Origin of the sequence: Peribacillus sp. NPDC097264, from assembly GCF_050277925.1 — a bacterium.
In the GTDB taxonomy this organism is placed as follows: domain Bacteria; phylum Bacillota; class Bacilli; order Bacillales; family DSM-1321; genus Peribacillus.
In genome coordinates, this window is sequence record NZ_JBNNSR010000016.1 from 1 (window position 1) to 24,625 (window position 24,625).

A 24,625-nucleotide genomic window follows, 5' to 3' on the forward strand; every position below is an offset into this window, starting at 1 on the left:
CCCGTTCCCATTCCGAACACGGCAGTTAAGCTCTTCAGCGCCGATGGTAGTTGGGGGTTTCCCCCTGTGAGAGTAGGACGCCGCCAAGCCATTTCAAAGGTCAGCCATTAGGCTTGGCCTTTTTTTGTGTGCAGAAAGAACGAGTTGCATTATGGAATCTGATCATTGAACTTCAAATGAGAAATTGTTTTTTATGAAAACAATCTCGGAGACGGGGAATTTTTATATAGACATACACCTAATGTAAGCCATTATCATACATTATTAAAAGCAGCCCCGAGTTCTCTTAAACTATTTTAATTCTATGTATGCGGACAATGGTTTTTGGGGAGAATGCAGCTATGGAGGTGGAGATGTTGGGGAAAACAACAACCAAAACAACAGCAGGGGAATCGTGCGTGGTATGTGAACAAGTAAAAGGCATGGGGATACACCTATATACGACTTTCATCTGTGAAGAATGCGAAAGGGATATGATTGGGACGGATACGAATGACCCCAGGTATAAGTACTATTTGAAACAGTTAAGGAAAATTACGAATCCGGAAATTTGTTCATAATAGTTGTAGATAGTTGTAGAGTTAGAGAATAAAGAAATGGCGATTTCTTTATTCTCTAACTCTTTTTCCATGAGGAGGGAAATGAACCGCTTGATTGAACTTTTACCTTTTAGATAAGATAATCTTGGACAAATTTGATAAAATGAAGAACATTATGATGTTGAAGGAAGAGGGAAATGAATCAATTACATACGCCATTGTTCGATGCGATGAGCAATTTATATAAAAAGGGACCCATTTCATTACATGTCCCGGGCCATAAAAATGGTCAAGTGTTCAATGAAAAAGGTCGTGCACTCTATAAGCCCCTACTTGGAATAGACGCTACAGAAATAAGTGGCCTGGATGATTTACACGCTCCAGAAGGTGTCATATTGGAAGCTGAGAGACTACTTGCTGACTTATATGGAGTCCAGAAGAGTTATTTTTTGGTCAATGGAACAACTGTAGGTAACCTAGCCATGATCCTTGCGGCCTGTGGGGAGGGAGACAAGGTACTGGTTCAAAGGAATTGTCATAAATCCATCTTGCATGGCCTGATGTTGGCAAATGTACGGCCTGTTTTTTTACAACCTATATTTTATCGGGAATGGGAAGTAGCGGGTGGCATCAGTTCAGATCTATTGGGTGAGGCCTTGGATGTACATTCGGATGCCAAGGCTGTCATATTGACCAACCCGAATTACTATGGACTTGCTGAAAAAGGATTGTCTGGCCTTGTAAAAATGGCACATGAAAGAGGTATTCCCGTGTTGGTAGATGAGGCACATGGTGCTCACTTTCAATTGGGAAGCCTTTTTCCCGACTCCGCGATACTGGCGGGAGCCGATGCAGTTGTACACTCAGCCCATAAAACATTGCCAGCCATGACGATGGGGTCCTACCTTCATATTCATTCTGATTTGTTGGATTTGGACAAGATGACTTTCTATTTACAAATGCTACAATCGAGCAGTCCTTCTTATCCCATCATGGGGTCTCTTGACTTAGCGCGCGGATATCTAGCATCATTTACAATAGAAGACCAAAACCAGCTCATCAAAAGGATTTCAGACTTCAGAGGGGAGTTGGGCAAGCTCGGCGCGATACGAGTACTGGAGGCACCATTGGGAACGTCTGCCGACCCCTTGAAAGTCGTCATCCAGTCCACGACAGGCTTAAGTGGATTTCAGTTACAGAAGTTATTTGAAGGGGAAAACCTATATCCAGAACTTGCGGATCCCTACAATCTTTTGATGACTCTTCCTTTAGTAAAGGAAGAACAGGATTTTCCTTTTAAGGAAATCATCGAAAAAATCGAACGAGCATCAAGTGCGATGAAAGATAGATCAGGAGAACAAGATGAAGAAGTTGTTCCACAAAGTGCACTCGGTAAAAACGCCATGGCGAGCCTTGCCTATCCATACTCTGTCATGAAACAAAAAAGTACGGTCCAAGTTGAGTTTGGAAAAGCAATCGGTGCGGTATCTGCGGAAATGGTCATTCCTTATCCTCCTGGCATCCCCTTGATTATGACCGGGGAAATGATTACATCAGAGCATATCGATAATTTAGGGAGACTGTTAGCATTGGATTCAAGATTCCATGGAGGTTCTTTCCTTTCAAGCGGGAAGCTGATTGTTTATGAGGGCAGCCAGGTTGGATAAAATGATATACTACAAACAAAGAACCTTGGAGGTACACCAATGAATCGTGGGATTTTTATAACAATGGAAGGGCCTGAGGGAGCAGGGAAAACAACAATCATTCACATGCTCGGGAACGCCCTCCAACAAGAAGGTTATCAAGTTTTGCTAACACGGGAACCAGGTGGCATCCCGATATCCGAACAAATAAGAGAAGTTATCTTGAATAAAGACAATACAGCAATGGATTCAAGAACGGAGGCTTTACTATATGCTGCTGCAAGGCGGCAGCATTTGGTGGAAAAAGTCATCCCTGCACTAGAAAAGGGGACCATCGTCCTCTGTGACCGATTCATTGATAGCTCTTTGGCCTATCAAGGCTATGCAAGGGGCTTAGATATAGAAGATGTATACAATATTAATAAATTTGCAATTGGTGACATGATGCCTGATGCGACGTTCTTTTTCGATATAAAACCTGAAGAGGGTTTAAGACGGATACAGTCAAACGGGGACCGTGAAGTGAATCGACTGGATTTGGAAGCTCTGGAGTTTCATGAAAAGGTATATGAGGGTTATCAGCTAACCATTAGCAGATGGAAGGATCGTTACGTTATCATTGATGCCGATCAATCAATCGAGGAAGTTTTCCAAGAAGCGAAGAATCAATTAATGATAGCTTTGAAGAAGAGATAACGGTACGCTAGGATTTCCATATTATTCAACTGCACCCTATTCCATGTAAGCACAAATTGTTATAATGGGAGTAAGGTAGTGAAAATTCATAGTAAGCGGAGGATGATGAGAATGAAAATGATCATTGCTGTCGTTCAAGATAAGGATAGCCATCGGCTGCTTAATGAATTAGTGGATCATAATTTCAGGACAACCAAGCTCGCCAGTACGGGTGGGTTTTTAAAATCAGGGAATACAACCTTTATGATTGGCACGGAGGATACACGTGTCGATCAGGCGATTGAGATAATCAAGCGGAGTTGTCAGTCGCGTTCTCAATTAGTCTCCCCGGTCTCACCAATGGGTGGCAATGCCGAATCGTATGTACCATATCCGGTGGAAATTCAAGTAGGCGGTGCAACCATATTTGTCCTGCCGGTTGAAAATTTTCTGCAATTTTAACGGCTAGATATATGGAGGTTCTTTATGAAAATCAACCATGACATACCTATTAATTTGGATAAAGCCCGGCAGGATAATAAACAAATGCAATCAGGTAATGGAAGGTTTCAACAACTGGTTCAAACACAGGACCAGAAGATGCAGGTTCAAACTTTGAATCGTTTAATCGGGGACATTGAAGGGGCAGGTCAGCGCCTAGTCCGATCCCGGACCTTTAGGGAACTAGCCAAATATAAGGCATTAGTGAAGCGGTTTGTGCGCGAAGCTGTTGAATATGGTCTTGAACTGAAGCAGTCCACGAGCTGGAATCAATACGGACAGAGTCGACCATTGAAGACCGTGGAAACGATTGATGCGAAACTGATCGAGTTAAGCGAGGAAATTTTAAATAAAGAGAAGAGTTCGCTTGAGATATTAGAAATGATAGGCGAAATTAAAGGACTGCTGATTAATTTATATACGTAAGTGAGTGATGATGTTGGATAAAACATGGCAGGAAATGAGACAAATTCAGCCGCAGGTTATGACGATGTTGCAAAATAGCATCACGAAGAACAGAGTGGCTCATGCGTATATATTTGAAGGGGATACAGGTACAGGTAAGAAAGAGGTAAGCAAAACTTTTGCAAAAAGCTTACTATGCGAGAACCCGGTCGAAGGCTTTGAGCCATGCGGACAGTGTAAGAATTGCAAACGAATTTCTAGTGGAAACCATCCGGATATCCATTTGATTGAAAAAGATGGACTGTCCATTAAAAAGGAACAAATTAAGAGTCTTCAAGAGGAATTCTCAAAGAAAAGTGTGGAAGCCAATCGGAAAGTGTACATGATTACCGATGCGGATAAGATGTCAGTCGGGGCAGCGAACAGTCTCTTGAAGTTTTTAGAAGAACCTGTAGGAGATACGGTAGCCATACTGATGACCGAACAAGTTCAGCGCATTCTACCGACCATTTTGTCGAGGTGCCAATTGATCTCGTTTAAACCGTTATCACCGGAGAATGTCAAACGAAAGCTGATGGAACAGGACGTGGACCCACAGATGGCCGCTGTCGTCGCTCATTTAACACAGAATGTGGTAGACGGAATTGACATGAGTCATGATGAATGGTTTGTACAAGGCCAAAAAATAGTGGTAAAATTGTATGAAGTGTTAAAACAGAATTCCCTGAAGGCCTTATTGTTCCTTCAGACGGATTGGTTTTCGCACTTTAAAGATAGAGAACAGGTAGACAGAGGCCTTGATTTGTTACTTCTTATTTATAAGGATTTATTATATATTCAGTTGGACAAGAAGGACTTGATTGTATTTCAAAATAAACTGAAGGAATTTGAAACTCACGCTCTTCATCTTTCTCCGAGACGACTCGCTGAACATATGGAGTTTATTTTGGAAGCGAAAAGGAAGTTGATGTCCAACACAAATCCACAGCTGTTGATGGAACAGCTTGTGCTGAATTTGCAGGAGGGATCATGATTTGTATGATGTTGTAGGTGTCCGTTTTAAAAAAGCGGGCAAAATATACTACTTTGATCCGGGCGAATTCGCCATTCCCAAGGACGATTTTGTTATAGTGGAGACTGTCCGCGGTGTTGAATTCGGTAAGGTTGTTACAGCCCGTAAACAAGTAGATGAAAATGATGTTGTCCTGCCATTGAAAAAAGTACTTCGGGTTGCAGATGCGAAAGATAAGCTAATTGTTGAGGAAAACAAGTCTGCTGCAGAAGAAGCTTATTATATATGTTGTCAAAAGGTCGATGAGCATAAGCTGGATATGAAGCTCGTTGACGTGTCCTATACCTTTGATAGAAATAAGGTAGTGTTTTACTTTACTGCGGATGGTCGCGTGGATTTCCGTGATTTAGTCAAAGATTTAGCAGCCATATTCAGAACCAGGATTGAACTTCGACAGATTGGAGTCAGGGATGAGGCTAAAATGCTTGGTGGCATTGGACCATGTGGCAGAATGCTTTGTTGCTCGACATTTCTGGGAGACTTTGAACCTGTTTCCATTAAAATGGCGAAAGATCAGAATTTATCACTAAATCCTACAAAAATCTCAGGATTATGTGGTCGATTGATGTGCTGTCTGAAATATGAAAATGACGAGTATGAGAGTGCGAAGGAAATGCTTCCTGATTTAGGTGAGATGATTGATACGCCTGGTGGCAAAGGCAAGGTAGTGGGGCTTAATATTCTAGAACGCGTACTTCAGATTGAACTAATCGAGCAGGAAAGAGTATTAGAGTATACTTTAGATGAGATTCTAAAAGAGGGAGCCGTTTCTATTCAAGCCACAGATTATTAAGGTGGTGGGAGAGCGTGGATAAGAAAGATATTTTTGAGTCGGTTACCAATATGGAAGCCCAGATAGGCCAATTATATAAACAGCTTGGAGAATTGAAGGAGAATCTTGCGGAAATCCTCGAAGGAAATCAATCGCTCAAGTTAGAAAATGAGCACTTGCGTCATCGATTGGGCCTTGCGGATGCCGAGAGTGAACCTGTTTCTATAAAAGAGAAACAAAAGACGAAGAACCGTACTGAGAGTACGAATAAGGTTATGGATATAGGGGAAGGCTATGATAATCTAGCCCGTATCTATCAAGAAGGCTTCCATATTTGTAATCTGCATTTTGGCAGTTTACGTAAAGAAGGAGATTGCCTGTTCTGTTTATCTTTTTTAAACAAGAAGTGAAAATGGAATAATATAAAAGAATGTTCCATCTCTTTTACGTGATAGATAGACCGTTTACAATATATAGTGATTCGGGGTCTGACGCATACTATGAGTCAGGCCCTTTTTGTTACGAGTGAGGGTTAAAGTAAGGGCTTAATCCTGCTTTTTCTACATATATAGGAGGGTTAATAGCAATGGTAGAACTAAAAGGGGATGAACGGCTGGATTACCTGTTGGCGGAGGATTTACGGATCATCCAGAGTCCATCGGTGTTTTCTTTTTCATTAGATGCCGTTTTATTATCCAGGTTTGTAAGCGTACCGATCCAAAAGGGAAGGCTAGTGGATCTTTGTTCAGGCAATGGCGTCATACCCTTGTTGCTAAGCACAAGGACTAAAGGGTCCATTACGGGCATCGAAATCCAGGATCGCCTATATGACATGGCTCAAAGAACCATGGAGTATAACGGGGTTTCCTCGCAGATTGAAATGGTCCATGCTGATATAAAAGAAATCCCAAAGCAAATAGGATACAGTAAATATGATGTGGTAACGTGTAACCCACCGTACTTCCCGACTCCGTCCATTGAGGAAATCAATAAAAATGAACACTTTGCGATTGCCCGTCATGAAATCATGTGCACATTGGAAGACGTCATGCGTGTTTCAAGTCAGTTACTTCGTCAGGGTGGAAAAGCGGCATTCGTCCATAGACCTGGTCGTTTGATGGATATCCTACGACTGATGAGGGAGTATCGGATTGAACCGAAGAGGTTGCAATTCGTTTATCCAAAAAGTACAAAAGAGGCCAATACGATTCTCATTGAAGGAATTAAAGACGGAAACCCGGATTTAAAAATCCTACCTCCACTCGTTGTGTACAATGAACAGAATGAATATAATCCTGAAATCAGAAGGATTTTATATGGAGACGAATAGGCACTATTTCTACGTCTTAAAATGCAGCGATGATAGTTATTACGCGGGATACACCAATAATTTAGAACGAAGGATCAATATGCATAATCAGGGGAAAGGCGCTAAATATACGCGTGGACGGACCCCTGTGGAACTGATTTATCATGAAACGTTTGAAAACCAGACTTTGGCCATGAAGGCAGAATACCAGTTCAAGCAACTAACCAGAAAACAAAAAGAAAAGTGGATGGCAAAGGAGGAGACATAATCTATGTGGCAGCAAAAGAGTTTTGAAAAAGAGGGGTTGGAACCGGCTTTATATCTAGTCCCTACTCCTATAGGCAATCTTGAAGATATGAGTTTCCGCGCTCTTAGGATTTTAAAGGAAGCAGATGTCATAGCTGCCGAGGATACGCGAAATACAAAAAAACTATGTAATTACTTTGAGATTTCTACACCTATCGTCAGTTATCATGAGCATAATAAGGAAAACAGCGGACGGCAGATGCTTGAGCGACTTCGTTCAGGCCAAGTGATCGCTCTCGTCAGTGATGCCGGTTTACCAACGATTTCCGATCCAGGCTATGAACTTGTGAGGGAGGCAATTGCTGAACAGTTTAAGGTTATCCCCTTGCCAGGAGCCAATGCGGCATTAACGGCGTTGATTGCCTCAGGGCTTTCCCCTCAACCCTTTTATTTCTATGGTTTCCTAAAGCGGGGAGCAAAAGAAAAGAAACAAGAGTTGGAAAAGTTAAAAAAAATGGAAGCTACTTGGATTGTATATGAATCGCCTCACCGCTTAAAGGAAACCTTGAAACATATGCATGAAATCCTAGGAGACCGACAAATAGTCCTATGTCGTGAATTAACCAAGAAGTTTGAAGAGTTTATTCGCGGTACATTAAGTGAGGCAATGAATTGGGCGGCTGAAAATGAGGTGCGCGGTGAGTTCTGTTTGATAATAGAGGGTGCTCAAGAACAGGAAGAAGACACAGAAGAAGCATGGTGGTCAGCTTTCGACATTGTTGGGCATGTCAACTATTATATCGAAACGAAGAAAATGCCTTCAAAGGATGCCATAAAGCAAGTTGCAAAAGATCGAAATATGCAAAAACGCGACGTATACCAGGCATTTCATATAGATGCCAACTAAATGGACAAAAAAAAACTTCCGATATTCGGAAGTTTTTTATCTATATTAGTTAGAAGTTGCAAAGTTTTGTTGAATTTCTTTAATTAACATTTCTGCACCTTCACGGCTAAGAATTAACTTACCATTAGCAAGTGTAAGATTGTTATCAGAAACTTCACCAGTTACTTGACAAGTCATGTTAGGTTTATATTTTTTTAAGATAATGCGCTCATCATCCACATAGATTTCTAAAGCATCTTTCTCAGCGATGCCTAATGTACGGCGAAGCTCGATTGGAATAACTACCCGGCCTAACTCATCAACTTTACGAACGATTCCTGTAGATTTCATTGAAAATTCCCCTCTCAAAATACAATTTAGTACCTTTTTCTATTTTTTTCGTCATTATTCGACAATTTTTTTTATAAATTTATAATACCAGCCATTCCCATATTCGTCAATGATTTATTTTCATTTTTCTGTAAGAGCTCATTATCGCTTTTTATAAAGGATACGAAAAGTAATAAAGCGAAAAAGCCTTAGTCCTAGCTTGTCTGCGGAACCATTTACTTCACCAAGATTCGACAAACTATGATAATGGAGCTCTATCTCTTCCCTATTATAAGAGTAATGTTATTTTAGTTTCAAATCAAAAATACGGAATATAGGATAATATTCCTGTAAAACGTCCAAATAGAATGGGAGATGTTGCGCAAAATATGAATAGTAAGGTATATTTTGTTGAGGTAAGAGGTAATGCTGAAAATAGGGTGAAGACAACCTTGCAAGCATTAAGCACTGATTAGAAATTCTTTGCCTTTCATTCGAATTTCAGGATGAAATGATTGTTGATTCTTGTCGCATAGAATGACAGATAGGGTTAAAATAGAGATAATAGTTTTACTGTGCTCTAATTGGCAGGGGCAAGTCCTTAGCCAGTTTTGCAAATGATGAGGAGGCAATAAAATGCAGGAAAAATCAAATACATTTTATATTACAACACCCATATATTATCCAAGTGGTAATTTACATATAGGGCATGCGTATACGACGGTGGCAGGAGATGCCATGGCTCGTTACAAAAGGATGCGTGGCTTTGACGTTATGTACTTAACGGGAACGGATGAACATGGTCAGAAAATCCAGCGCAAAGCAGCTGAACAGGGCATCACACCTAAACAGTATGTGGACAATATCGTGTCTGGAATAAAAGAGCTTTGGAATAAGCTTGATATATCTTATGATGACTTCATAAGGACGACAGAAGACCGCCATAAAGAGGTTGTGGCAAAAATATTCAAGAAGCTGCTGGATCAGGGCGACATATACTTGGATCAATATGAAGGATTATATTGTACACCATGTGAATCTTTCTTTACGGAACGCCAAGTCGAAGAAGGTAATGGGAAATGTCCAGATTGTGGCCGACCAGTCGAGAAGGTTAAGGAAGAGTCATATTTCTTCAAGATGAGTAAGTATGCTGACCGTTTATTGAAGTTCTATGAGGAAAACCCTGAGTTCATCCAGCCTGAATCAAGAAAAAATGAAATGATCAATAACTTTATCAAACCGGGATTAGAAGATTTGGCCGTTTCTCGTACAACTTTTGACTGGGGAATTAAAGTACCGGGAGATCCGAAGCATGTCATTTATGTCTGGATTGATGCGTTGACTAACTATATTACAGCTTTAGGGTATGGGACGGATGATGATTCTAAATACAGGAATTACTGGCCGGCGGACGTTCACCTAGTAGGGAAGGAAATCGTTCGTTTCCATACCATATACTGGCCGATCATGTTAATGGCTCTCGATATGCCGCTTCCGAAAAAGGTATTTGCCCACGGCTGGTTGCTTATGAAAGACGGCAAAATGTCGAAGTCAAAAGGGAACGTGGTCGATCCGGTTACATTGATTGATCGATACGGTTTGGATTCCTTACGTTATTACCTTCTTCGTGAAGTCCCATTCGGTTCTGACGGGGTATTTACTCCAGAGGGATTTGTAGAACGGGTTAACTTTGACTTAGCGAATGATCTAGGTAATTTATTGAACAGAACCGTAGCCATGGTCAATAAGTATTTCGACGGTGTGATTCCAAACTATCAAGGGTCGAATGGCGAATTTGAAACAAACTTGCTTGAAATGAATCAAGATACGGTACATAAATATGAAGAAGCCATGGAAAAAATGGAATTCTCCGTTGCCCTTACGTCCATTTGGCAGCTTGTGAGCAGGACCAATAAGTTCATCGATGAAACCCAACCGTGGATGTTGGCTAAAGATGAAGCCAAAAAAGGGGAACTTGCAAGTGTTATGGTCCATTTGGCTGAATCTTTACGCCGGACAGCCGTCCTATTGAAACCATTTTTAACGCAGGCACCGGAAAAAGTCTTTACTCAGCTAGGCATTCAGGATGAGAACTTGAAGACATGGGATAGTCTCAGCGAGTTTGGATTAATTCCTTCCGATACAAGAGTGTTAAAAGGGGACCCTATCTTCCCGCGTTTAGATATGGAAGAGGAAGTTCAATATATTAAAGAACAAATGCAGGGTGGCACGTCCAAAGAGGAAGAAAAGGAAGAAGTCGAAATTCCGGAAGTTGATGAAATCACAATCGATGATTTCACAAAGGTTGAGTTGCGTGTAGCGCAGGTAATGGAAGTCGAGCCCGTAAAAAAAGCCGACAAACTGCTTAAGCTACAGTTGGATCTTGGGTACGAGAAGCGGCAGGTCGTATCCGGGATTGCTCAGCACTACAAACCAGAAGAATTAGTAGGGAAAAAAGTGATATGCGTGACCAATCTTAAACCAGTGAAATTACGTGGGGAGCTTTCTCAAGGAATGATTTTGGCTGGCAGCCAAGATGGCGTCCTATCTGTTGCTACAATAGATGCTTCCATTCCTAATGGATCGAAAGTGAAATAACTCAAAAAAACATAAAAGTGTTTCATATGAAACACTTTTATGTTTTTTATTTATATGCCCCAGTGCAGCAGGCATCTACTGAGACCATTCTTTAGTCCCTGCCTTCAGGGAGGGACTATGTAATCTTTTTGTTACCTAATTGAGAAACATAAAACTCTCATTACGAAATAAAATAGTGCTAGAAAGGAAGAATAAACATGCTTTTCGATACACATGTACATGTAAATGCAGAGCAATTCAATGAAGATCTTGAAGAAGTCATAGAAAGAGCGCAGGATGCGGGCGTAAAAAACATGGTTGTCGTCGGCTTTGACCGCCCTACCATCACTAGAGCAATGGAACTAGTGGAAATATATGATTTTATGTTTGCGGCAATCGGTTGGCATCCTGTTGATGCAATAGATATGACGGAAGAAGATCTCCAGTGGATTGAAGAACTCTCCGCACATCCTAAGGTAGTTGCTATAGGGGAAATGGGCCTTGACTATCATTGGGACAAATCGCCGAAGGAAATTCAAAAGGAAGTTTTCAGAAAACAAATACGCCTAGCAAAAAAGGTAAAGTTGCCTATCATCATTCATAATCGTGAAGCAACCGCAGATATCGTGAGCATACTAAAGGAAGAAGGTGCTTCAGAAGTGGGAGGCATCATGCATTGCTTTAGTGGTAGTGCCGAAACAGCTTTGGAATGTATCGATATGAACTTTTATATTTCATTGGGGGGCCCCGTTACCTTCAAGAATGCGAAGAAACCAAAAGAAGTAGCAGCAGCTGTGCCATTGGATCGTCTATTAATTGAGACGGATTGTCCTTACCTAGCACCCCATCCCTTTAGAGGAAAGCGTAATGAACCATCCTATGTGAAACTCGTCGCCGAGCAAATTGCAGACATCAAGCAACTTTCCGTGGAAGAAGTATCCCAGGCGACAACGAGTAATGCCAAGAAATTATTCGGCATTAATTGACATCATTTTGGGTCACGTTCTCCCGGGATTTGCTATTTAGAAAGCATTTTTTGAAGTTTCTACAAATCTCTCTCCCAACATAGGTGTTTTATGTCGAGAAGTCACCCTTTCCTTTTCTATGAGGAATATGCATAATAGGTAATAATTTCCTAAATGAGAAGTGGATGGGTTGACAGCTCGATAAGTATGTCTATATAATCACCGGGAGGAAGGAGGAGTTTTTCATTCTATCAAAAACTATGAAAAACCTTATTTCCAGACTTGTAGGTAAGAAGCGAATAGCGGTTGCGATATGCACGGCAATTCTCGTCACTACGGCGCTGGGAATACTGATCCATAAAGGAACAATGCATACAGTCACAATCATGCTTGACGGGAAAAAAGAGGTAGTGCGGACACACGCGGCTACTGTAAATGATATGTTAAAAGATTTAGAGATTACGGTTCAAGCCGCAGATTATGTACATCCTTCTGTTGACAGTGAAGTAGCTGATGATCTAGAGGTAGTGTACAAGCAGGCTCGAAAAATTGTCATGGTACAAGATGGTGAGCAAGAGGAAGTCTGGTCAACCGCCGATACCGTAGAGGAATTTATCAAGGAGCAGGAGCTCGGAGTAGATGAGAAGGATAAAGTTACTCCTTCAAAAGACACGAAGCTTAAAGCAGATATGGAAGTTAGCATCGATAGAGCCTTTTCACTGAACTTGGTGGTAGGTGGAAAAGAAAAGCAGGTTTGGTCAACTTCGACTACGGTCGCTGACTTTTTAAAGCAACAAGGTGTCAAACTCAATGATTTAGATCGAGTTGAACCAGGATTAGTGGAAAAAGTTGAAGCAAAGAATACGGTAAACGTTATTCGAATTGAAAAAGTCACCGATGTAGTGGAAGAACCTGTCGATTATGCTGTCATTACTAAAAATGATGATTCTTTATTAAAAGGGAAAGAAAAGATCGAAAAAGAAGGAAAAAAGGGTATCACTTCCAAGGAATACGAAGTGATCAAAGAAAATGGAAAAGAAGTCAAAAGGAAATTGCTTTCTGAAAAAGTTGTGAATAAAAAGCAGGATAAGGTCGTAGCGGTCGGAACTAAGAAGCTTGAAACCCAAGAATCACCGAGAGCAACGAATGTGAATTCTACCAGCGGAAAAGAAATTTACGTCTCATCAACGGCCTATACAGCAAGTTGCCACGGCTGTTCAGGTGTTACTTCAACAGGAGTGGATCTGAAAAGTAATCCTAATGCCAAAATCATAGCAGTCGATCCAAGCGTGATTCCCATGGGCTCGAAGGTCTATGTCGAGGGTTATGGCTATGCTACTGCTGCCGATAAGGGCGGAGCGATTAAGGGAAACAGAATAGATGTATTCTTTTCATCGAAAAACGACGCTTATCGTTGGGGTGTAAAGAAAGTGAAAATCCGAGTACTGGATTAATAAGTTTTCTCTCGCAGGAGATAAATTGTCTCCTGCTTTTTTGACGTTTTATTTTACCATTTGTTGAAACCAACAGTATAAACCTGCTTTAATAAAAGAGACGATTCAATAAGTCATAAAATTTCAGTGTAAACTAAAAGTGAATCGAGTGATGGCGTGAGAAGCCATCCCGATGGAAAAGTCGTGGCAAGGTCTGTTTACATAGTAAGTCTTACGCTTTTCTGTATGGAGGAAAACATGAAAAAGATTAAAGAAATCATTGTTGTTGAAGGTAAAGATGATACAGTAGCGATAAAAAGGGCGGTCAATGCGGATACCATAGAAACGAACGGTTCTGCCGTGAATCAATCCTGTATAGATCAGGTAAGGTTGGCACAAGTCACACGTGGTGTTATCATTTTTACGGATCCGGATTTTCCAGGACAAAAAATCAGAAATATCATTTCAGAACAAGTAAAGGGCTGTAAACATGCCTTTTTAACGAAGAAAGAGGCGTTGCCTAAGTCAGGCAGGGGAATAGGCGTGGAGCACGCTTCACCTGAAGCGATTCGTAATGCCTTGAAAGACGCACAACTCATGGATGAGGAAGCCCAAGAGGAAATATCCCAGCAGGATTTAATAGATGCAGGTTTAATCGGTGGTGCGGGAGCTAGAGAGCGAAGAGAAAGACTTGGTTCCATCTTAAAGATCGGTTTTACAAATGGTAAGCAATTATACAAGCGATTAAAAATGTTTCAAATATCAACTGAGGCTTTTAGCGAAGCGATTGTACAGATAAATCAGGAGGAAAATCATGAATAAAGATATAGCAACCCCTGTCAGAACGAAAGACATCCTAAAGAAGTACGGATTTTCGTTTAAAAAGAGCCTAGGGCAAAATTTCCTAATCGATACGAATATCCTGAAGCGGATTGTCGAGCATGCGGAGTTGACAGAGGAAAGTGGAGCGATTGAAATTGGGCCAGGTATAGGGGCGCTGACTGAACAATTAGCGAAAAGCAGCAAAAAGGTCACAGCCTTTGAGATAGATCAGCGCTTACTTCCGATACTAGCCGATACACTGTCTCCATACGACAATGTGAAAATCATCCATGGGGATGTCTTGAAAGCGGATGTCAAGCAGGCCATCGAGGAAGAGTTCAAGGATATCAAGGATATAATGGTCGTAGCCAACCTTCCTTACTATGTTACTACTCCCATCATTTTGAAGCTTTTGTCAGAGGACTTACCGATTAGAGGCATCGTATGTATGTTGCAAAAGGAAGTCGCCGATCGAATCGCAGCTAAGCCAGGCACGAAGGAATATGGTTCTTTATCGATTGCCATTCAATATTATACGGAAGCAGAGACGGTTATGATCGTTCCAAAAACGGTGTTCATGCCGCAACCGAATGTCGATTCGGCTGTTATTCGCCTCACAAGACGGGTTACACCGATTGTCGAAGTACAAGATGAGGACTTTTTGTTCGTCGTGACCCGGGCGAGCTTTGCACAGCGCCGAAAAACGATATTAAATAACTTAACAAGTCAGTTGCCGGAAGGAAAAGCGAAAAAGGAATTGATTCTTGCTGCTCTTAAGGCCGTAGAAGTCGACCCGACTAGGCGAGGGGAAACATTGAGCATTGAGGAATTTGGACGCTTGAGTGATGCATTACTGCCGAATTTTAAATAACCATTACCAATCTAACGTCGGAAAGGGGTTCTATTCTCCCTCATCCGGCTTTTTTTTTGGATTAGAGCGGGTAGTGAACCGATTCCCGCATATGATATACCCCAATTTTCACTTTCACCATTCGTGGGGCGTTAGCATAACTTAAGAAAGAAAACAATCTAGGGTGGGCTTTAAAATAAGTCTTCTCATGGGGTGGAGCAATGAATGTTCAGATAAATGATATTGTCGGTCGGCTCTCTTATAAATGCGACGTACTATTTCGGGTAATTGATATCCGTGATAATTACGGCAAACGTGAAGCCGTTCTTTACGGGGAAGATATTCGGCTAATCGCAGATGCACCTTTTCAGGATTTGATGATCATAAACGATAATGAGCGAAGTGTCCGTCAAAAGTCCAATGAAGCACTCCAAGAACAATCCTACCGCCTATTAACGCAAGATTTAGAGCTTCAGCAGCAAAAAAGCGGATATCAATCAAGTAATGGGTACCGCTATAGCGGAGAATACTTTCAAATACCAGGCAGAGTGCTACATGTAGACGGGGATGCTTCCTATCTTCGAAAATGCCTGGACCTTTACCAGAAATTCGGCATACCGGTGAATGGCGTCTATTGTAACGAAAAAGAAATGCCCCAGAGAATTGGCAGCCTACTGGACCATTACCGTCCAGATATCCTTGTCGTCACGGGTCATGACGCCTATTCTAAATCAAATGGACCGATGTCCGATATCAACGCCTATCGCCACTCCAAGGATTTCGTGCAAACCGTCCGTGAGGCGAGAAAGAAGGTATCACATCTAGATCAACTAGTTATATTCGCTGGTGCTTGTCAATCCCACTTTGAATCGATCATCCAAGCAGGGGCTAATTATGCAAGTTCCCCTTCGCGCGTGAATATTCATGCGCTTGATCCCGTATATATTGTCGGTAAGGTAAGTTTCACGGCCTATATGGAGAATCTTCATGTTTGGGATGTTCTTCGCAATACGTTAACAGGCGAAAAAGGATTGGGCGGGATTGAAACAAAAGGCATGCTTCGAACAGGACTCCCCTTTAAACCTTTCCAGGAAGAATGATGAGCTGCATTTTGAAAGAATGCAGCTTAATTTATTGCTTGAAATTTCGGATATCAATAATTCTGACAGGATTTTTTTAATCGAAAAAGGGAGCAGAGGACTCAGTAGCGAAAATTTTTCCTTTTTGATAATGAATAGTTCGCTTACATATATTTTCAATTACTAGGAGATAATAAAAATGTTAACGATTTTTGCGGAATTAAGTTAAAAATATATTGACTACATTTTTAACTGCTGATATAATTTATTATTTTGTTTGTGTATATTAACAATTTGTGATATACTATAATTAGTGAGGTGGACCGAAAATGCCAAAAACTCTAGCTGATATTAAAACTGCACTTGATTCAAACCTAGGTAAAAGATTGCTTTTGAAAGCAAACGGTGGAAGAAGAAAGACTGTAGAACGTTTTGGAATTTTGGCGGAAACTTATCCGGCTGTTTTTGTAATTGAACTCGACCAAGATGAAAATGCGTTTGAAAGAGTATCTTACAGCTATGCGGATGTATTAACGGAAGCCGTGGAACTAACCTTTTTAAACAAACAACAAGAGATTTAACTTAGAGGAAGTAGCAGACAATATGTTTGCTACTTTTTGATTTGTCCAAAATCCAGGTGTGACCAGTTCAGGGTGGAATAAGTAAGCATGAAATAGCGTATGTAACAAACAATAGGCATGTGACAGCATGTGAAAGGGGTTGTTTCGCTTGAGTAGAAAAAAAGGGATTATGTCCGAGGACTTTAAAGAGGAATTGGCAAAAGAACTTGGATTTTACGATGTTGTCCAAAAAGAGGGTTGGGGCGGAATCCGAGCCCGCGACGCAGGAAACATGGTAAAACTTGCAATCGAAAAAGCACAACGTCAAATGGTGGATAAAGAATAGAATCTCACTAAAATGAATCATGCTGTCCTTACGAAATGGGCCAGGCTCTTTCTTCAATGTATAGCGATATCCTTTTATGCTTACATTGTAGATACAGGAGTCTGGCCTTTTATTATAAAGAAACATAAGCGAATAACGGGCACTAAGTTGCATGGCAAGTCCTTCAAGAAGGAGCAACGGCCCCCTCTCCCCGCAGTCCTTTTCTCCCCTCTAAGGTATTCTCCACTTCAATACATTGTAAATACGATGAAAAAACCTTTAGAATAGAAACAAATATGATAGAATAGGACAAGAACTTTTAAGAACGTTAAAGTAGGTGGACATATTGAAGCTTATGGAAAAAGCCCCGGCTAAAATTAATTTAGCTTTGGATGTGCTTTTCAAACGGCCTGATGGGTATCACGAGGTGGAGATGATCATGACGACAGTCGATCTTGCCGATAGAATAGAGCTAAAAGAAATAAAAGGGAACCACATTCAAATTCTATCTCATAATCGATTCGTTCCGGATGATCATCGGAACTTGGCGTATCAAGCTGCATTCATTTTAAAGGAACGTTATGGAATTAATAAAGGTGTTTCTATTACAATAGAGAAAAATATTCCTGTAGCAGCCGGACTTGCAGGTGGAAGCAGTGATGCCGCTGCTACATTAAGAGGATTAAATAGACTGTGGAAGTTAGGACTTTCCATGGATGAACTTGCTGAAATAGGGGCAGAAATCGGTTCTGATGTTTCGTTTTGTGTGTATGGAGGGACGGCTTTGGCTACAGGACGTGGGGAAAAAATCATGCATCTTCCTACACCGCCCAAATGCTGGGTTATTTTAGCCAAACCGACTATTGGCGTATCTACCGCTGATATATATAAACGATTGCAGGTTGCCAAAATGGATCATCCTGATATTCCCGGTATGATTTCGGCCATAAGGGATAATAGTTATGAACGTGTATGCGACGGTCTGGGAAATGTACTGGAGCAGGTTACATTGCAATTGTATCCAGAGGTGGCCAACATTAAAGACCAAATGAAGACGTTCGGCGCAGATGCTGTCTTGATGAGTGGAAGCGGACCGACAGTCTTTGGACTAGTGGAACATGACTCCCGTATGCAAAGGATCTATAACGGACTACGAGGATTTTGTGATCAAGTCTATGCTGTCCGCATGTTAGGTGACCGTAGCGACCTTGAATAAATGCGGACAATGATGGTATAGTTGCATTATAATATTCGGAAATGACAGAGGGTGTGTTACAAATGAAATTTCGTCGCAGCGAGAGGCTAGTCGATATGACCAATTATTTATTAGAACATCCAGGGGAACTCGTTTCACTGACCTATTTTGCTGAGAGGTACAGTTCTGCCAAGTCTTCAATAAGTGAGGATTTGACGATCATCAAGGATACCTTTGAGCAAAGAGGAATAGGTTCTTTGACGACCGTACCGGGTGCCGCGGGTGGCGTAAAGTATATCGTTTCCATTAAACGGGAGGAAGCTGATACCTTTATAGATGAGCTTTGCGAAACAATCGCTAGTCCTGAAAGACTATTACCGGGCGGCTATCTATATATGACCGATATCTTAGGTCACCCGCAAACTGTGAATAAGGTCGGCCGGATCATCGCTTCCATGTATGCCAAGAAAAATGTCTCGGTTATAATGACGATGGCTACTAAAGGAATATCATTAGCATACGCGGTGGCGAACTATTTGAATGTTCCCGTCGTCATAGTAAGAAGGAATAATAAGGTGACAGAAGGCTCTACCGTTAGTATCAACTATGTCTCTGGCTCGTCTAAAAGAATCCAGACAATGGTCCTTTCAAAGAGAAGCTTGGTTGAGGGATCGAATGTGCTGATTGTGGATGATTTCATGAAGGCAGGAGGGACAATCAACGGGATGGTAAGCCTTCTGGATGAATTTAAGGCGACTGTTGCCGGGATTGCTGTCCTCGTAGAGTCCGAACATACGGAAGAGTGTCTCGTGGAGGATTATGTGTCATTAATCAAGCTGACGCAGGTTGTTGAAAGAGATAAAAAGATAAACGTTAGTCGTGGAAACTATTTTACTAAAAGGGATTAAGGGGGATTTTTCATGAAAAAAGTACACACGAATGAAGCACCAGCAGCAATCGGTCCATATTCACAGGGTATCATTGTGGAAAGTTTATTCTATAGTTCGGGTCAAATTCCTCTTACTGCTTCCGGGGAAATGGTGAATGGAGACGTAAAAGAACAGACGCATCAGGTATTTAGGAATCTTCAGGCTGTATTGAAAGAGGCAGGTGCTACTTTAGACACAGTCATTAAAACGACGGTATTCATTAAAAGCATGGATGACTTCAGTTCGATTAATGAGGTATATGGAGAGTATTTTTCTACACATAAACCGGCGCGGTCTTGCGTAGAGGTCGCACGTTTGCCTAAGGATGCTCTTGTGGAAATAGAAGTGATTGCGCTCGTTAAATAAACGGGCTCTTTTTTTTGCCTTTTCTAGGGGGATTGTAGTGGGTAATTTTCCAGTATTTTTAGGATGTTTTTAATATTTTTTCAAAACTAGGCTTAATTTTCTAAAAAACTTACAGATAATAGAAGGATTTCCCGTTTATTTGTTGAATATGTACTTTAAGATTTAACAACTAAAAGGGATGGTGAGCTTAAATGGAAGTTACTGACGTAAGATTACGCCGTGTGAATACGGATGGTCGTATGAGAGCAATCGCATCAATTACACTCGATAATGAATTTGTGGTTCATGATATTCGAGTAATTGACGGAAATAATGGTTTATTTGTGGCTATGCCAAGTAAACGTACTCCAGATGGGGAATTCCGTGATATTGCGCATCCGATTAATTCTTCCACACGCGGGAAAATTCAAGAAGCTGTCTTGACAGAATATCATCGTTTAGGAGAACTTGAAACCGAATTAGAGGAAGCAGGAGCAGGAGCTTCTTAAGTGTTTTACATGGTCCATTATAAATAAGTGCAACCAGAGCCTACTTCTTAAGTAGTGCTCTTTTTTATTTTTATGACTTGTAAATATTGAATCTAGAAAAGTAACTGGTACTATCTTCAAAATTACAAATACCCCTTTTGTTTTATGTATAAACATTTTTTTTAGTAAATTTTATTTTTTATAAGAAAAATAATTACTTACCATTAAAGTAAAAATTGATCAATTGTGATTGATGGTCATTACAAGGGCATTCGCCGCATTGAAAGCATTACTTTTACATAGGGAAATATGGAATGGAATCACTGTATAAACGCGGGTGTTATAGCATTTCAGGGAATGGACCTGCTACTTGATAGTCGCTTTTCACGTACATGGGTGAGGGAAATGCAGCTCATTTTGCAAAGGGGATTATAATGAATGGGGGAATTTTAATTAGTTTTTATTCCCATATTAAGGTCAAAGGTCTGATGGACAGAGGTTAACATTATCATCTACTTTCAAATGTTACCTTGAAAAGAATCCTTATTTAAGATAATATTTTTAATGGATAAAAAGGTGAAAATGGAGGCCTGTTATGAGTAATCGCTATGCAATAATTTTGGCCGCTGGGCAAGGCACTAGGATGAAATCTAAGCTTTACAAGGTTTTACACCCTGTTTGCGGAAAACCAATGGTACAACATGTTATCGATCAAGTCAATCAACTTCAAATAGAAGATATTGTAACAGTTATTGGGCATGGAGCAGAAAAAGTACAAGAACAACTTGGGGATTCATGCAAGTACGCCTTGCAAGAGCAACAATTAGGTACGGCACATGCTGTTATGCAGGCGGAAAGCGTATTAGCAGGTAAAAGTGGAATAACACTTGTTATTTGTGGGGATACGCCCTTAATCAAAGCAGAAACGATGGAAGCGCTTATCGCTTTGCATGAAAAAAGCCAGGCGAAGGCAACCATTCTGACAGCGTATGCAGATCAGCCAGATGGATATGGCAGAGTCTTACGTAGTGAAAATGGACTTGTCGAAAAAATTGTCGAGCATAAGGATGCTTCTGTTGAAGAACGATATGTTAAGGAAATTAATACGGGAACATATTGTTTCGACAATCAGGCCTTATTTAGCGCACTTAAAAAAGTTTCAAATGAAAATGTCCAAGGTGAATACTATTTACCGGATGTTATTGAAATCTTAAAACAAGCAGGCGAAACAGTTACGGCCTTTCAATCAAGTAACTTCGACGAAACTTTAGGTGTAAACGACCGCGTCGCTTTATCACAGGCGGAACAAATATTACGGAAACGCATCAATGAGTTGCACATGAGAAATGGCGTCACAATCGTTGATCCGCTTACGACGTATATTGAATCCGATGTGAAAATTGGCCAGGATTCAATCATTTATCCTGGTACAATGATTAAAGGGCGAAGTGTTATCGGAACAGATTGCCAGGTTGGCCCACAATCGGAAATCATAAATTGTGTAATCGGGAATGGAACGGAAATTCGCCAATCGGTTGCACAGGATAGCCAAATTGGTAACTCTGTGAAAGTCGGCCCGTTTGCGCATATCAGACCGGAATCGGATATACAAGATTCTGTGAAAATCGGAAATTTTGTCGAAATTAAAAAGTCCGTATTCGGAAAAGGAAGCAAAGCCTCTCATTTGAGTTATATAGGGGATGCTGAGGTTGGAGAGAATGTTAATATAGGCTGTGGATCTATTACCGTGAATTATGACGGTAAAAACAAATATTTGACGAAAATTGAAGACGATGTCTTTATTGGCTGCAATTCAAATCTCGTTGCGCCTGTAACGATTGCAAAAGGAGCATATGTTGCTGCGGGGTCAACAATCACCAAGGATGTACCGCAGGAAGCTCTGTCAGTTGCCCGGGCACGTCAAGTTAACAAAGAAGATTATGTGAAAAAATTAAAATTCAATAACTAACCCACGGAGGTCATCATGTCAAATCAGTATTTAGATCCTAATTTAAAAGTATTCTCTTTGAATTCAAACTTTGGTTTAGCCCAAGAAATTGCCGCAACAATTGGCGTTGAACTTGGAAAATGTACCGTAACGAGTTTCAGTGATGGTGAAGTTCAAATTAACATAGAAGAAAGTATTCGTGGGTGTGACGTTTATGTCATTCAATCAACGAGCCAGCCTGTAAATGAGAACTTGATGGAACTTTTAATCATGATTGATGCTTTAAAACGTGCTTCGGCAAAAACGATTAACATCGTTATGCCTTATTATGGATATGCACGCCAAGATCGTAAAGCACGCGCACGTGAGCCGATCACAGCTAAGCTAGTAGCAAATCTATTAGAAACAGCTGGCGCACACCGAGTTATTACATTAGATCTTCACGCACCGCAAATTCAAGGTTTCTTCGATATTTTAATTGATCACCTAGTAGCGGTTCCAATCTTGTCTGACTTCTTCAAAGAAAAAAATCTTGAAGATATCGTCATTGTTTCTCCTGACCATGGTGGTGTGACACGTGCCCGTAAAATGGCGGATCGTTTAAAAGCACCGATTGCTATTATCGATAAACGCCGTCCAAGACCAAATGTGGCTGAAGTAATGAACATCATCGGTAACATAGAAGGAAAAACAGCTATTCTGATTGATGACATCATCGATACAGCAGGAACCATTACACTTGCAGCGAATGCCCTTGTAGAGCATGGAGCTAAAGAAGTGTATGCATGTTGTACTCACCCGGTCCTTTCAGGTCCAGCTATTGAGCGCATTCAAAATTCATCAATCAAAGAATTAGTCATCACAAACTCAATTGTCCTTTCTGAAGAAAAGAAAATTGATAAAATTGTTGAATTGTCTGTGGCTCCATTGATTGCTGAGGCGATCATTCGTGTGCATGAAGAACAATCTGTTAGTACATTGTTCGATTGATAGTCAGTTTTAAAAAACATGGTGGGCCTTATGGTCCGCCATTTTTTTATTCTCTGGTTTTTAAAAAAGTTCTCCCTACTCCCCCTTATTCTTTCTTGGAGTCGTATTTCTAGCGTGCCAATATATGTTTAATCTTTCTCTGATAAGGGAAGATTTAAATATATAGTGAAACTGTAATATTTTATATTCAGGAAGGCGGAGGATGTATGAGTAATCTATTAGTAGCTAAAGAACGTAAGGGGACTAAACATTCTAATTTAAAGGACTTAAGGGAAAGCGGAGAAATTCCGGCCGTCGTATATGGGAATAAAAATGGCAGCACAGCCATTTCAGTCAACAACGCGGATTTCCAAAAAACAATAAAAGAAGTGGGCCGTAACGGAATTATTTCGTTAGATTTAGAAGGAACTAAACATCAGGTCATGCTTTCTGATTATCAGAAGGATCCGTTGAAAAACCATGTATTTCATGCCGATTTCTTAATCGTGGACATGAAAGCAGAACTACAAGCACAGGTACGCATCAATCTCGTAGGTACATCCAAAGGGGTTAAAGATGGTGGCGTCCTACAGCAGTCACTACATGAGGTAACTGTTTCAGCTAGACCTGATGATATCCCGGAATCAATCGACGTTGATGTCACAGAGCTTCAAGTAGGTGAAACAATCTACATATCTGACGTCCAATCAAACCAAAAAGTCACAATTGAAAACAGTGGGGAAGAAGTCATTGCTTCTGTATTACCACCTCGTCAAGAAGAGGAAATTAGTACAGGTGAACAGCAAGATGGTGGAATCCCAGAAAATGAGGAAGGCAGGGAGACTAAGCCTTCACCAGAGTCATGATGCCGGGATTATAGAAGTTAATCATGGTATAATAGGCGTAGCTCTTTATGAGTTGCGTCTTTTTTTGCTTCTCTGCATTCGTTAAGGAGTTATTGCTTTAATTAGAAATAATTTCTAATTAGTTCTCCGGTCGCTTGCGGAAATACTTAAAATTAAGGTACTATTTTTCTAAGGTCACTTATGATTTTTAGAATCTTCGGTCAAACGTAACTCTCTAAATATCAGGAATGACGGAGTGTGAATCATGAAAATCTTTGTAGGGTTAGGAAACCCGGGTAAGCAATATGAAAAAACACGGCATAATGTCGGGTTTGAAGTGATAGATGAGTTAGCTAAAAATTGGTCCATTTCACTTGACCAAGCCAAGCATAAAGGCATTTATGGTGTGGGAATGGTGCGGGGCGAGAAGGTCTTACTACTTAAGCCTTTAACCTACATGAATTTGTCGGGAGAATCCATATCGGCCGTCATGCAATTTTTCAAAGTGGACGTATCGGATGTTATCATCATTTATGATGATCTTGACTTACCGCCCGGAAAAGTACGGCTTCGTCAAAAAGGAAGTGCAGGCGGACATAATGGGATTAAATCAACCATTGCCCATTTAGGTACCCAGGACTTCAATCGAATTAGAATAGGGATTGGCCGTCCAGTCGGTCGTATTCCAGTGCCTGATTATGTCTTGGGCCGGTTTTCTAAAGAAGATTGGGATCATGTCGGGGCTACAATCGAAAAAAGTGCAGCCGCCTGTGAAACATGGCTAGAAAAACCATTTACTCAGGTCATGAACGAATATAACCAATAAGGTTAGAGTAGATATAAGATAAGGAGAAATTTCTTTCTGTTTCGCTGAATAAATCTCCCCTATTTTAGTACATACTAACGGTATTATT

The 24,625-nt window shown here is 40.8% G+C and carries 28 protein-coding genes and 1 rRNA gene; 28 read left to right on the top strand and 1 reads right to left on the bottom strand.

The features are described 5' to 3' along the window. The 12 genes from rrf to rsmI form a co-directional block, all read left to right on the top strand. A 5S ribosomal RNA gene (gene rrf / locus ACQKL0_RS18835) occupies positions 1-89 on the top strand; the annotation flags it as partial. 264 nt (positions 90-353) lie between these two features. Then, positions 354-560, top strand: coding sequence for a sigma factor G inhibitor Gin (locus ACQKL0_RS18840; RefSeq protein WP_403125368.1), 207 nt, complete (start codon positions 354-356; stop codon positions 558-560). A 176-nt stretch (positions 561-736) separates the two neighbouring features. Further along, positions 737-2,206: an aminotransferase class I/II-fold pyridoxal phosphate-dependent enzyme gene (locus ACQKL0_RS18845; RefSeq protein WP_427689057.1), complete on the top strand. Its 1,470-nt coding sequence runs from the start codon at positions 737-739 to the stop codon at positions 2,204-2,206. Positions 2,207-2,245: 39 nt separating this feature from the next. Further along, a complete protein-coding gene (gene tmk, locus ACQKL0_RS18850) occupies positions 2,246-2,881 on the top strand; it encodes a dTMP kinase (protein ID WP_402991803.1) in 636 nt (211 codons plus the stop codon). Between the two features lie 111 nt (positions 2,882-2,992). After that, the gene (locus tag ACQKL0_RS18855) at positions 2,993-3,322 is read left to right on the top strand and encodes a cyclic-di-AMP receptor (protein ID WP_402875870.1); all 330 of its coding nucleotides are present in this window, start codon (positions 2,993-2,995) and stop codon (positions 3,320-3,322) included. Positions 3,323-3,346: 24 nt separating this feature from the next. After that, positions 3,347-3,787, top strand: coding sequence for a YaaR family protein (locus ACQKL0_RS18860; protein WP_402875872.1), 441 nt, complete (start codon positions 3,347-3,349; stop codon positions 3,785-3,787). A 13-nt stretch (positions 3,788-3,800) separates the two neighbouring features. Further along, positions 3,801-4,799, top strand: coding sequence for a DNA polymerase III subunit delta' (gene holB, locus ACQKL0_RS18865; RefSeq protein WP_402875874.1), 999 nt, complete (start codon positions 3,801-3,803; stop codon positions 4,797-4,799). Position 4,800: 1 nt separating this feature from the next. Further along, positions 4,801-5,631 (top strand): PSP1 domain-containing protein, encoded by an 831-nt coding sequence (locus ACQKL0_RS18870; protein ID WP_402875876.1) that lies wholly within the window; start codon positions 4,801-4,803, stop codon positions 5,629-5,631. Positions 5,632-5,645: 14 nt separating this feature from the next. Beyond that, on the top strand, positions 5,646-6,020 hold the full coding sequence (gene yabA, locus ACQKL0_RS18875) for a DNA replication initiation control protein YabA (protein WP_402875877.1): 375 nt from the start codon (positions 5,646-5,648) through the stop codon (positions 6,018-6,020). A 176-nt stretch (positions 6,021-6,196) separates the two neighbouring features. Then, positions 6,197-6,940: a tRNA1(Val) (adenine(37)-N6)-methyltransferase gene (locus tag ACQKL0_RS18880; RefSeq protein ID WP_407407072.1), complete on the top strand. Its 744-nt coding sequence runs from the start codon at positions 6,197-6,199 to the stop codon at positions 6,938-6,940. After that, positions 6,927-7,187, top strand: a complete 261-nt coding sequence (locus ACQKL0_RS18885; RefSeq protein WP_402875881.1) for a GIY-YIG nuclease family protein — start codon at positions 6,927-6,929, stop codon at positions 7,185-7,187. Before ACQKL0_RS18880 ends, ACQKL0_RS18885 begins: the two co-directional genes overlap by 14 nt. Before the next feature lie 3 nt (positions 7,188-7,190). Next, positions 7,191-8,072, top strand: a complete 882-nt coding sequence (rsmI, locus tag ACQKL0_RS18890; protein WP_427689060.1) for a 16S rRNA (cytidine(1402)-2'-O)-methyltransferase — start codon at positions 7,191-7,193, stop codon at positions 8,070-8,072. A gap of 45 nt (positions 8,073-8,117) precedes the next feature. Here rsmI and ACQKL0_RS18895 read toward each other — a convergent pair whose 3' ends face one another. Then, positions 8,118-8,402, bottom strand: a complete 285-nt coding sequence (locus tag ACQKL0_RS18895) for an AbrB/MazE/SpoVT family DNA-binding domain-containing protein (RefSeq protein WP_402875885.1) — start codon at positions 8,400-8,402, stop codon at positions 8,118-8,120. 615 nt (positions 8,403-9,017) lie between these two features. Between ACQKL0_RS18895 and metG the strand changes: the two genes are divergently transcribed. The 16 genes from metG to pth all read left to right on the top strand — a co-directional run bounded on the left by metG (position 9,018) and on the right by pth (position 24,537). Then, positions 9,018-10,979 carry a methionine--tRNA ligase gene (metG, locus tag ACQKL0_RS18900; RefSeq protein WP_402875886.1) on the top strand — a complete coding sequence of 654 codons (1,962 nt, stop codon included), beginning with the start codon at positions 9,018-9,020 and terminating at the stop codon, positions 10,977-10,979. 197 nt (positions 10,980-11,176) lie between these two features. Further along, a complete protein-coding gene (locus ACQKL0_RS18905) occupies positions 11,177-11,944 on the top strand; it encodes a TatD family hydrolase (protein ID WP_407407069.1) in 768 nt (255 codons plus the stop codon). Between the two features lie 347 nt (positions 11,945-12,291). Continuing rightward, complete coding sequence (locus tag ACQKL0_RS18910) at positions 12,292-13,377, top strand: ubiquitin-like domain-containing protein (protein ID WP_402959599.1); 1,086 nt, start codon at positions 12,292-12,294, stop codon at positions 13,375-13,377. Positions 13,378-13,614: 237 nt separating this feature from the next. Continuing rightward, positions 13,615-14,178 carry a ribonuclease M5 gene (gene rnmV / locus ACQKL0_RS18915; RefSeq protein ID WP_402875892.1) on the top strand — a complete coding sequence of 188 codons (564 nt, stop codon included), beginning with the start codon at positions 13,615-13,617 and terminating at the stop codon, positions 14,176-14,178. Continuing rightward, a complete protein-coding gene (gene rsmA, locus ACQKL0_RS18920; RefSeq protein WP_402875893.1) occupies positions 14,171-15,049 on the top strand; it encodes a 16S rRNA (adenine(1518)-N(6)/adenine(1519)-N(6))-dimethyltransferase RsmA in 879 nt (292 codons plus the stop codon). Before rnmV ends, rsmA begins: the two co-directional genes overlap by 8 nt. 200 nt (positions 15,050-15,249) lie before the next feature. Then, positions 15,250-16,128: a sporulation peptidase YabG gene (yabG, locus tag ACQKL0_RS18925; RefSeq protein ID WP_402875895.1), complete on the top strand. Its 879-nt coding sequence runs from the start codon at positions 15,250-15,252 to the stop codon at positions 16,126-16,128. Positions 16,129-16,436: 308 nt separating this feature from the next. After that, entirely contained in the window at positions 16,437-16,688 is a 252-nt protein-coding gene (gene veg / locus ACQKL0_RS18930; RefSeq protein WP_402875897.1) for a biofilm formation stimulator Veg, read from the top strand. Positions 16,689-16,836: 148 nt separating this feature from the next. Then, on the top strand, positions 16,837-17,013 hold the full coding sequence (locus tag ACQKL0_RS18935; RefSeq protein WP_402875898.1) for a small, acid-soluble spore protein, alpha/beta type: 177 nt from the start codon (positions 16,837-16,839) through the stop codon (positions 17,011-17,013). 325 nt (positions 17,014-17,338) lie between these two features. Further along, complete coding sequence (ispE, locus tag ACQKL0_RS18940) at positions 17,339-18,208, top strand: 4-(cytidine 5'-diphospho)-2-C-methyl-D-erythritol kinase (protein ID WP_402875900.1); 870 nt, start codon at positions 17,339-17,341, stop codon at positions 18,206-18,208. Positions 18,209-18,270: 62 nt separating this feature from the next. Next, positions 18,271-19,095: a pur operon repressor gene (purR, locus tag ACQKL0_RS18945; protein ID WP_402875902.1), complete on the top strand. Its 825-nt coding sequence runs from the start codon at positions 18,271-18,273 to the stop codon at positions 19,093-19,095. A 12-nt stretch (positions 19,096-19,107) separates the two neighbouring features. Next, a complete protein-coding gene (locus tag ACQKL0_RS18950) occupies positions 19,108-19,482 on the top strand; it encodes a RidA family protein (RefSeq protein WP_402875903.1) in 375 nt (124 codons plus the stop codon). Positions 19,483-19,673: 191 nt separating this feature from the next. Next, a complete protein-coding gene (gene spoVG, locus ACQKL0_RS18955; protein ID WP_034316332.1) occupies positions 19,674-19,970 on the top strand; it encodes a septation regulator SpoVG in 297 nt (98 codons plus the stop codon). 574 nt (positions 19,971-20,544) lie between these two features. Then, positions 20,545-21,918, top strand: coding sequence for a bifunctional UDP-N-acetylglucosamine diphosphorylase/glucosamine-1-phosphate N-acetyltransferase GlmU (gene glmU / locus ACQKL0_RS18960; RefSeq protein WP_402875905.1), 1,374 nt, complete (start codon positions 20,545-20,547; stop codon positions 21,916-21,918). A 15-nt stretch (positions 21,919-21,933) separates the two neighbouring features. Then, entirely contained in the window at positions 21,934-22,887 is a 954-nt protein-coding gene (locus ACQKL0_RS18965) for a ribose-phosphate diphosphokinase (protein ID WP_402875907.1), read from the top strand. Positions 22,888-23,093: 206 nt separating this feature from the next. Continuing rightward, entirely contained in the window at positions 23,094-23,732 is a 639-nt protein-coding gene (locus ACQKL0_RS18970) for a 50S ribosomal protein L25/general stress protein Ctc (protein WP_402875909.1), read from the top strand. Positions 23,733-23,976: 244 nt separating this feature from the next. Further along, positions 23,977-24,537 (top strand): aminoacyl-tRNA hydrolase, encoded by a 561-nt coding sequence (gene pth, locus ACQKL0_RS18975; RefSeq protein ID WP_402875912.1) that lies wholly within the window; start codon positions 23,977-23,979, stop codon positions 24,535-24,537. Positions 24,538-24,625 lie beyond the last annotated feature (88 nt).

Excerpts from the sequence above, each read along its gene's own strand:
- ACQKL0_RS18840 (WP_403125368.1), top strand. The coding sequence starts at position 354 with ATGTTGGGGAAAACAACAACCAAAACAACAGCAGGGGAATCGTGCGTG.
- ACQKL0_RS18845 (WP_427689057.1), top strand. The coding sequence starts at position 737 with ATGAATCAATTACATACGCCATTGTTCGATGCGATGAGCAATTTATAT.
- tmk (WP_402991803.1), top strand. The coding sequence starts at position 2,246 with ATGAATCGTGGGATTTTTATAACAATGGAAGGGCCTGAGGGAGCAGGG.
- ACQKL0_RS18855 (WP_402875870.1), top strand. The coding sequence starts at position 2,993 with ATGAAAATGATCATTGCTGTCGTTCAAGATAAGGATAGCCATCGGCTG.
- ACQKL0_RS18860 (WP_402875872.1), top strand. The coding sequence starts at position 3,347 with ATGAAAATCAACCATGACATACCTATTAATTTGGATAAAGCCCGGCAG.
- ACQKL0_RS18880 (WP_407407072.1), top strand. The coding sequence starts at position 6,197 with ATGGTAGAACTAAAAGGGGATGAACGGCTGGATTACCTGTTGGCGGAG.
- ACQKL0_RS18885 (WP_402875881.1), top strand. The coding sequence starts at position 6,927 with ATGGAGACGAATAGGCACTATTTCTACGTCTTAAAATGCAGCGATGAT.
- rsmI (WP_427689060.1), top strand. The coding sequence starts at position 7,191 with ATGTGGCAGCAAAAGAGTTTTGAAAAAGAGGGGTTGGAACCGGCTTTA.
- ACQKL0_RS18895 (WP_402875885.1), bottom strand. The coding sequence starts at position 8,402 with ATGAAATCTACAGGAATCGTTCGTAAAGTTGATGAGTTAGGCCGGGTA.
- metG (WP_402875886.1), top strand. The coding sequence starts at position 9,018 with ATGCAGGAAAAATCAAATACATTTTATATTACAACACCCATATATTAT.
- ACQKL0_RS18905 (WP_407407069.1), top strand. The coding sequence starts at position 11,177 with ATGCTTTTCGATACACATGTACATGTAAATGCAGAGCAATTCAATGAA.
- ACQKL0_RS18910 (WP_402959599.1), top strand. The coding sequence starts at position 12,292 with ATGCATACAGTCACAATCATGCTTGACGGGAAAAAAGAGGTAGTGCGG.
- rnmV (WP_402875892.1), top strand. The coding sequence starts at position 13,615 with ATGAAAAAGATTAAAGAAATCATTGTTGTTGAAGGTAAAGATGATACA.
- rsmA (WP_402875893.1), top strand. The coding sequence starts at position 14,171 with ATGAATAAAGATATAGCAACCCCTGTCAGAACGAAAGACATCCTAAAG.
- yabG (WP_402875895.1), top strand. The coding sequence starts at position 15,250 with ATGAATGTTCAGATAAATGATATTGTCGGTCGGCTCTCTTATAAATGC.
- veg (WP_402875897.1), top strand. The coding sequence starts at position 16,437 with ATGCCAAAAACTCTAGCTGATATTAAAACTGCACTTGATTCAAACCTA.
- purR (WP_402875902.1), top strand. The coding sequence starts at position 18,271 with ATGAAATTTCGTCGCAGCGAGAGGCTAGTCGATATGACCAATTATTTA.
- ACQKL0_RS18950 (WP_402875903.1), top strand. The coding sequence starts at position 19,108 with ATGAAAAAAGTACACACGAATGAAGCACCAGCAGCAATCGGTCCATAT.
- spoVG (WP_034316332.1), top strand. The coding sequence starts at position 19,674 with ATGGAAGTTACTGACGTAAGATTACGCCGTGTGAATACGGATGGTCGT.
- glmU (WP_402875905.1), top strand. The coding sequence starts at position 20,545 with ATGAGTAATCGCTATGCAATAATTTTGGCCGCTGGGCAAGGCACTAGG.
- ACQKL0_RS18965 (WP_402875907.1), top strand. The coding sequence starts at position 21,934 with ATGTCAAATCAGTATTTAGATCCTAATTTAAAAGTATTCTCTTTGAAT.
- ACQKL0_RS18970 (WP_402875909.1), top strand. The coding sequence starts at position 23,094 with ATGAGTAATCTATTAGTAGCTAAAGAACGTAAGGGGACTAAACATTCT.
- pth (WP_402875912.1), top strand. The coding sequence starts at position 23,977 with ATGAAAATCTTTGTAGGGTTAGGAAACCCGGGTAAGCAATATGAAAAA.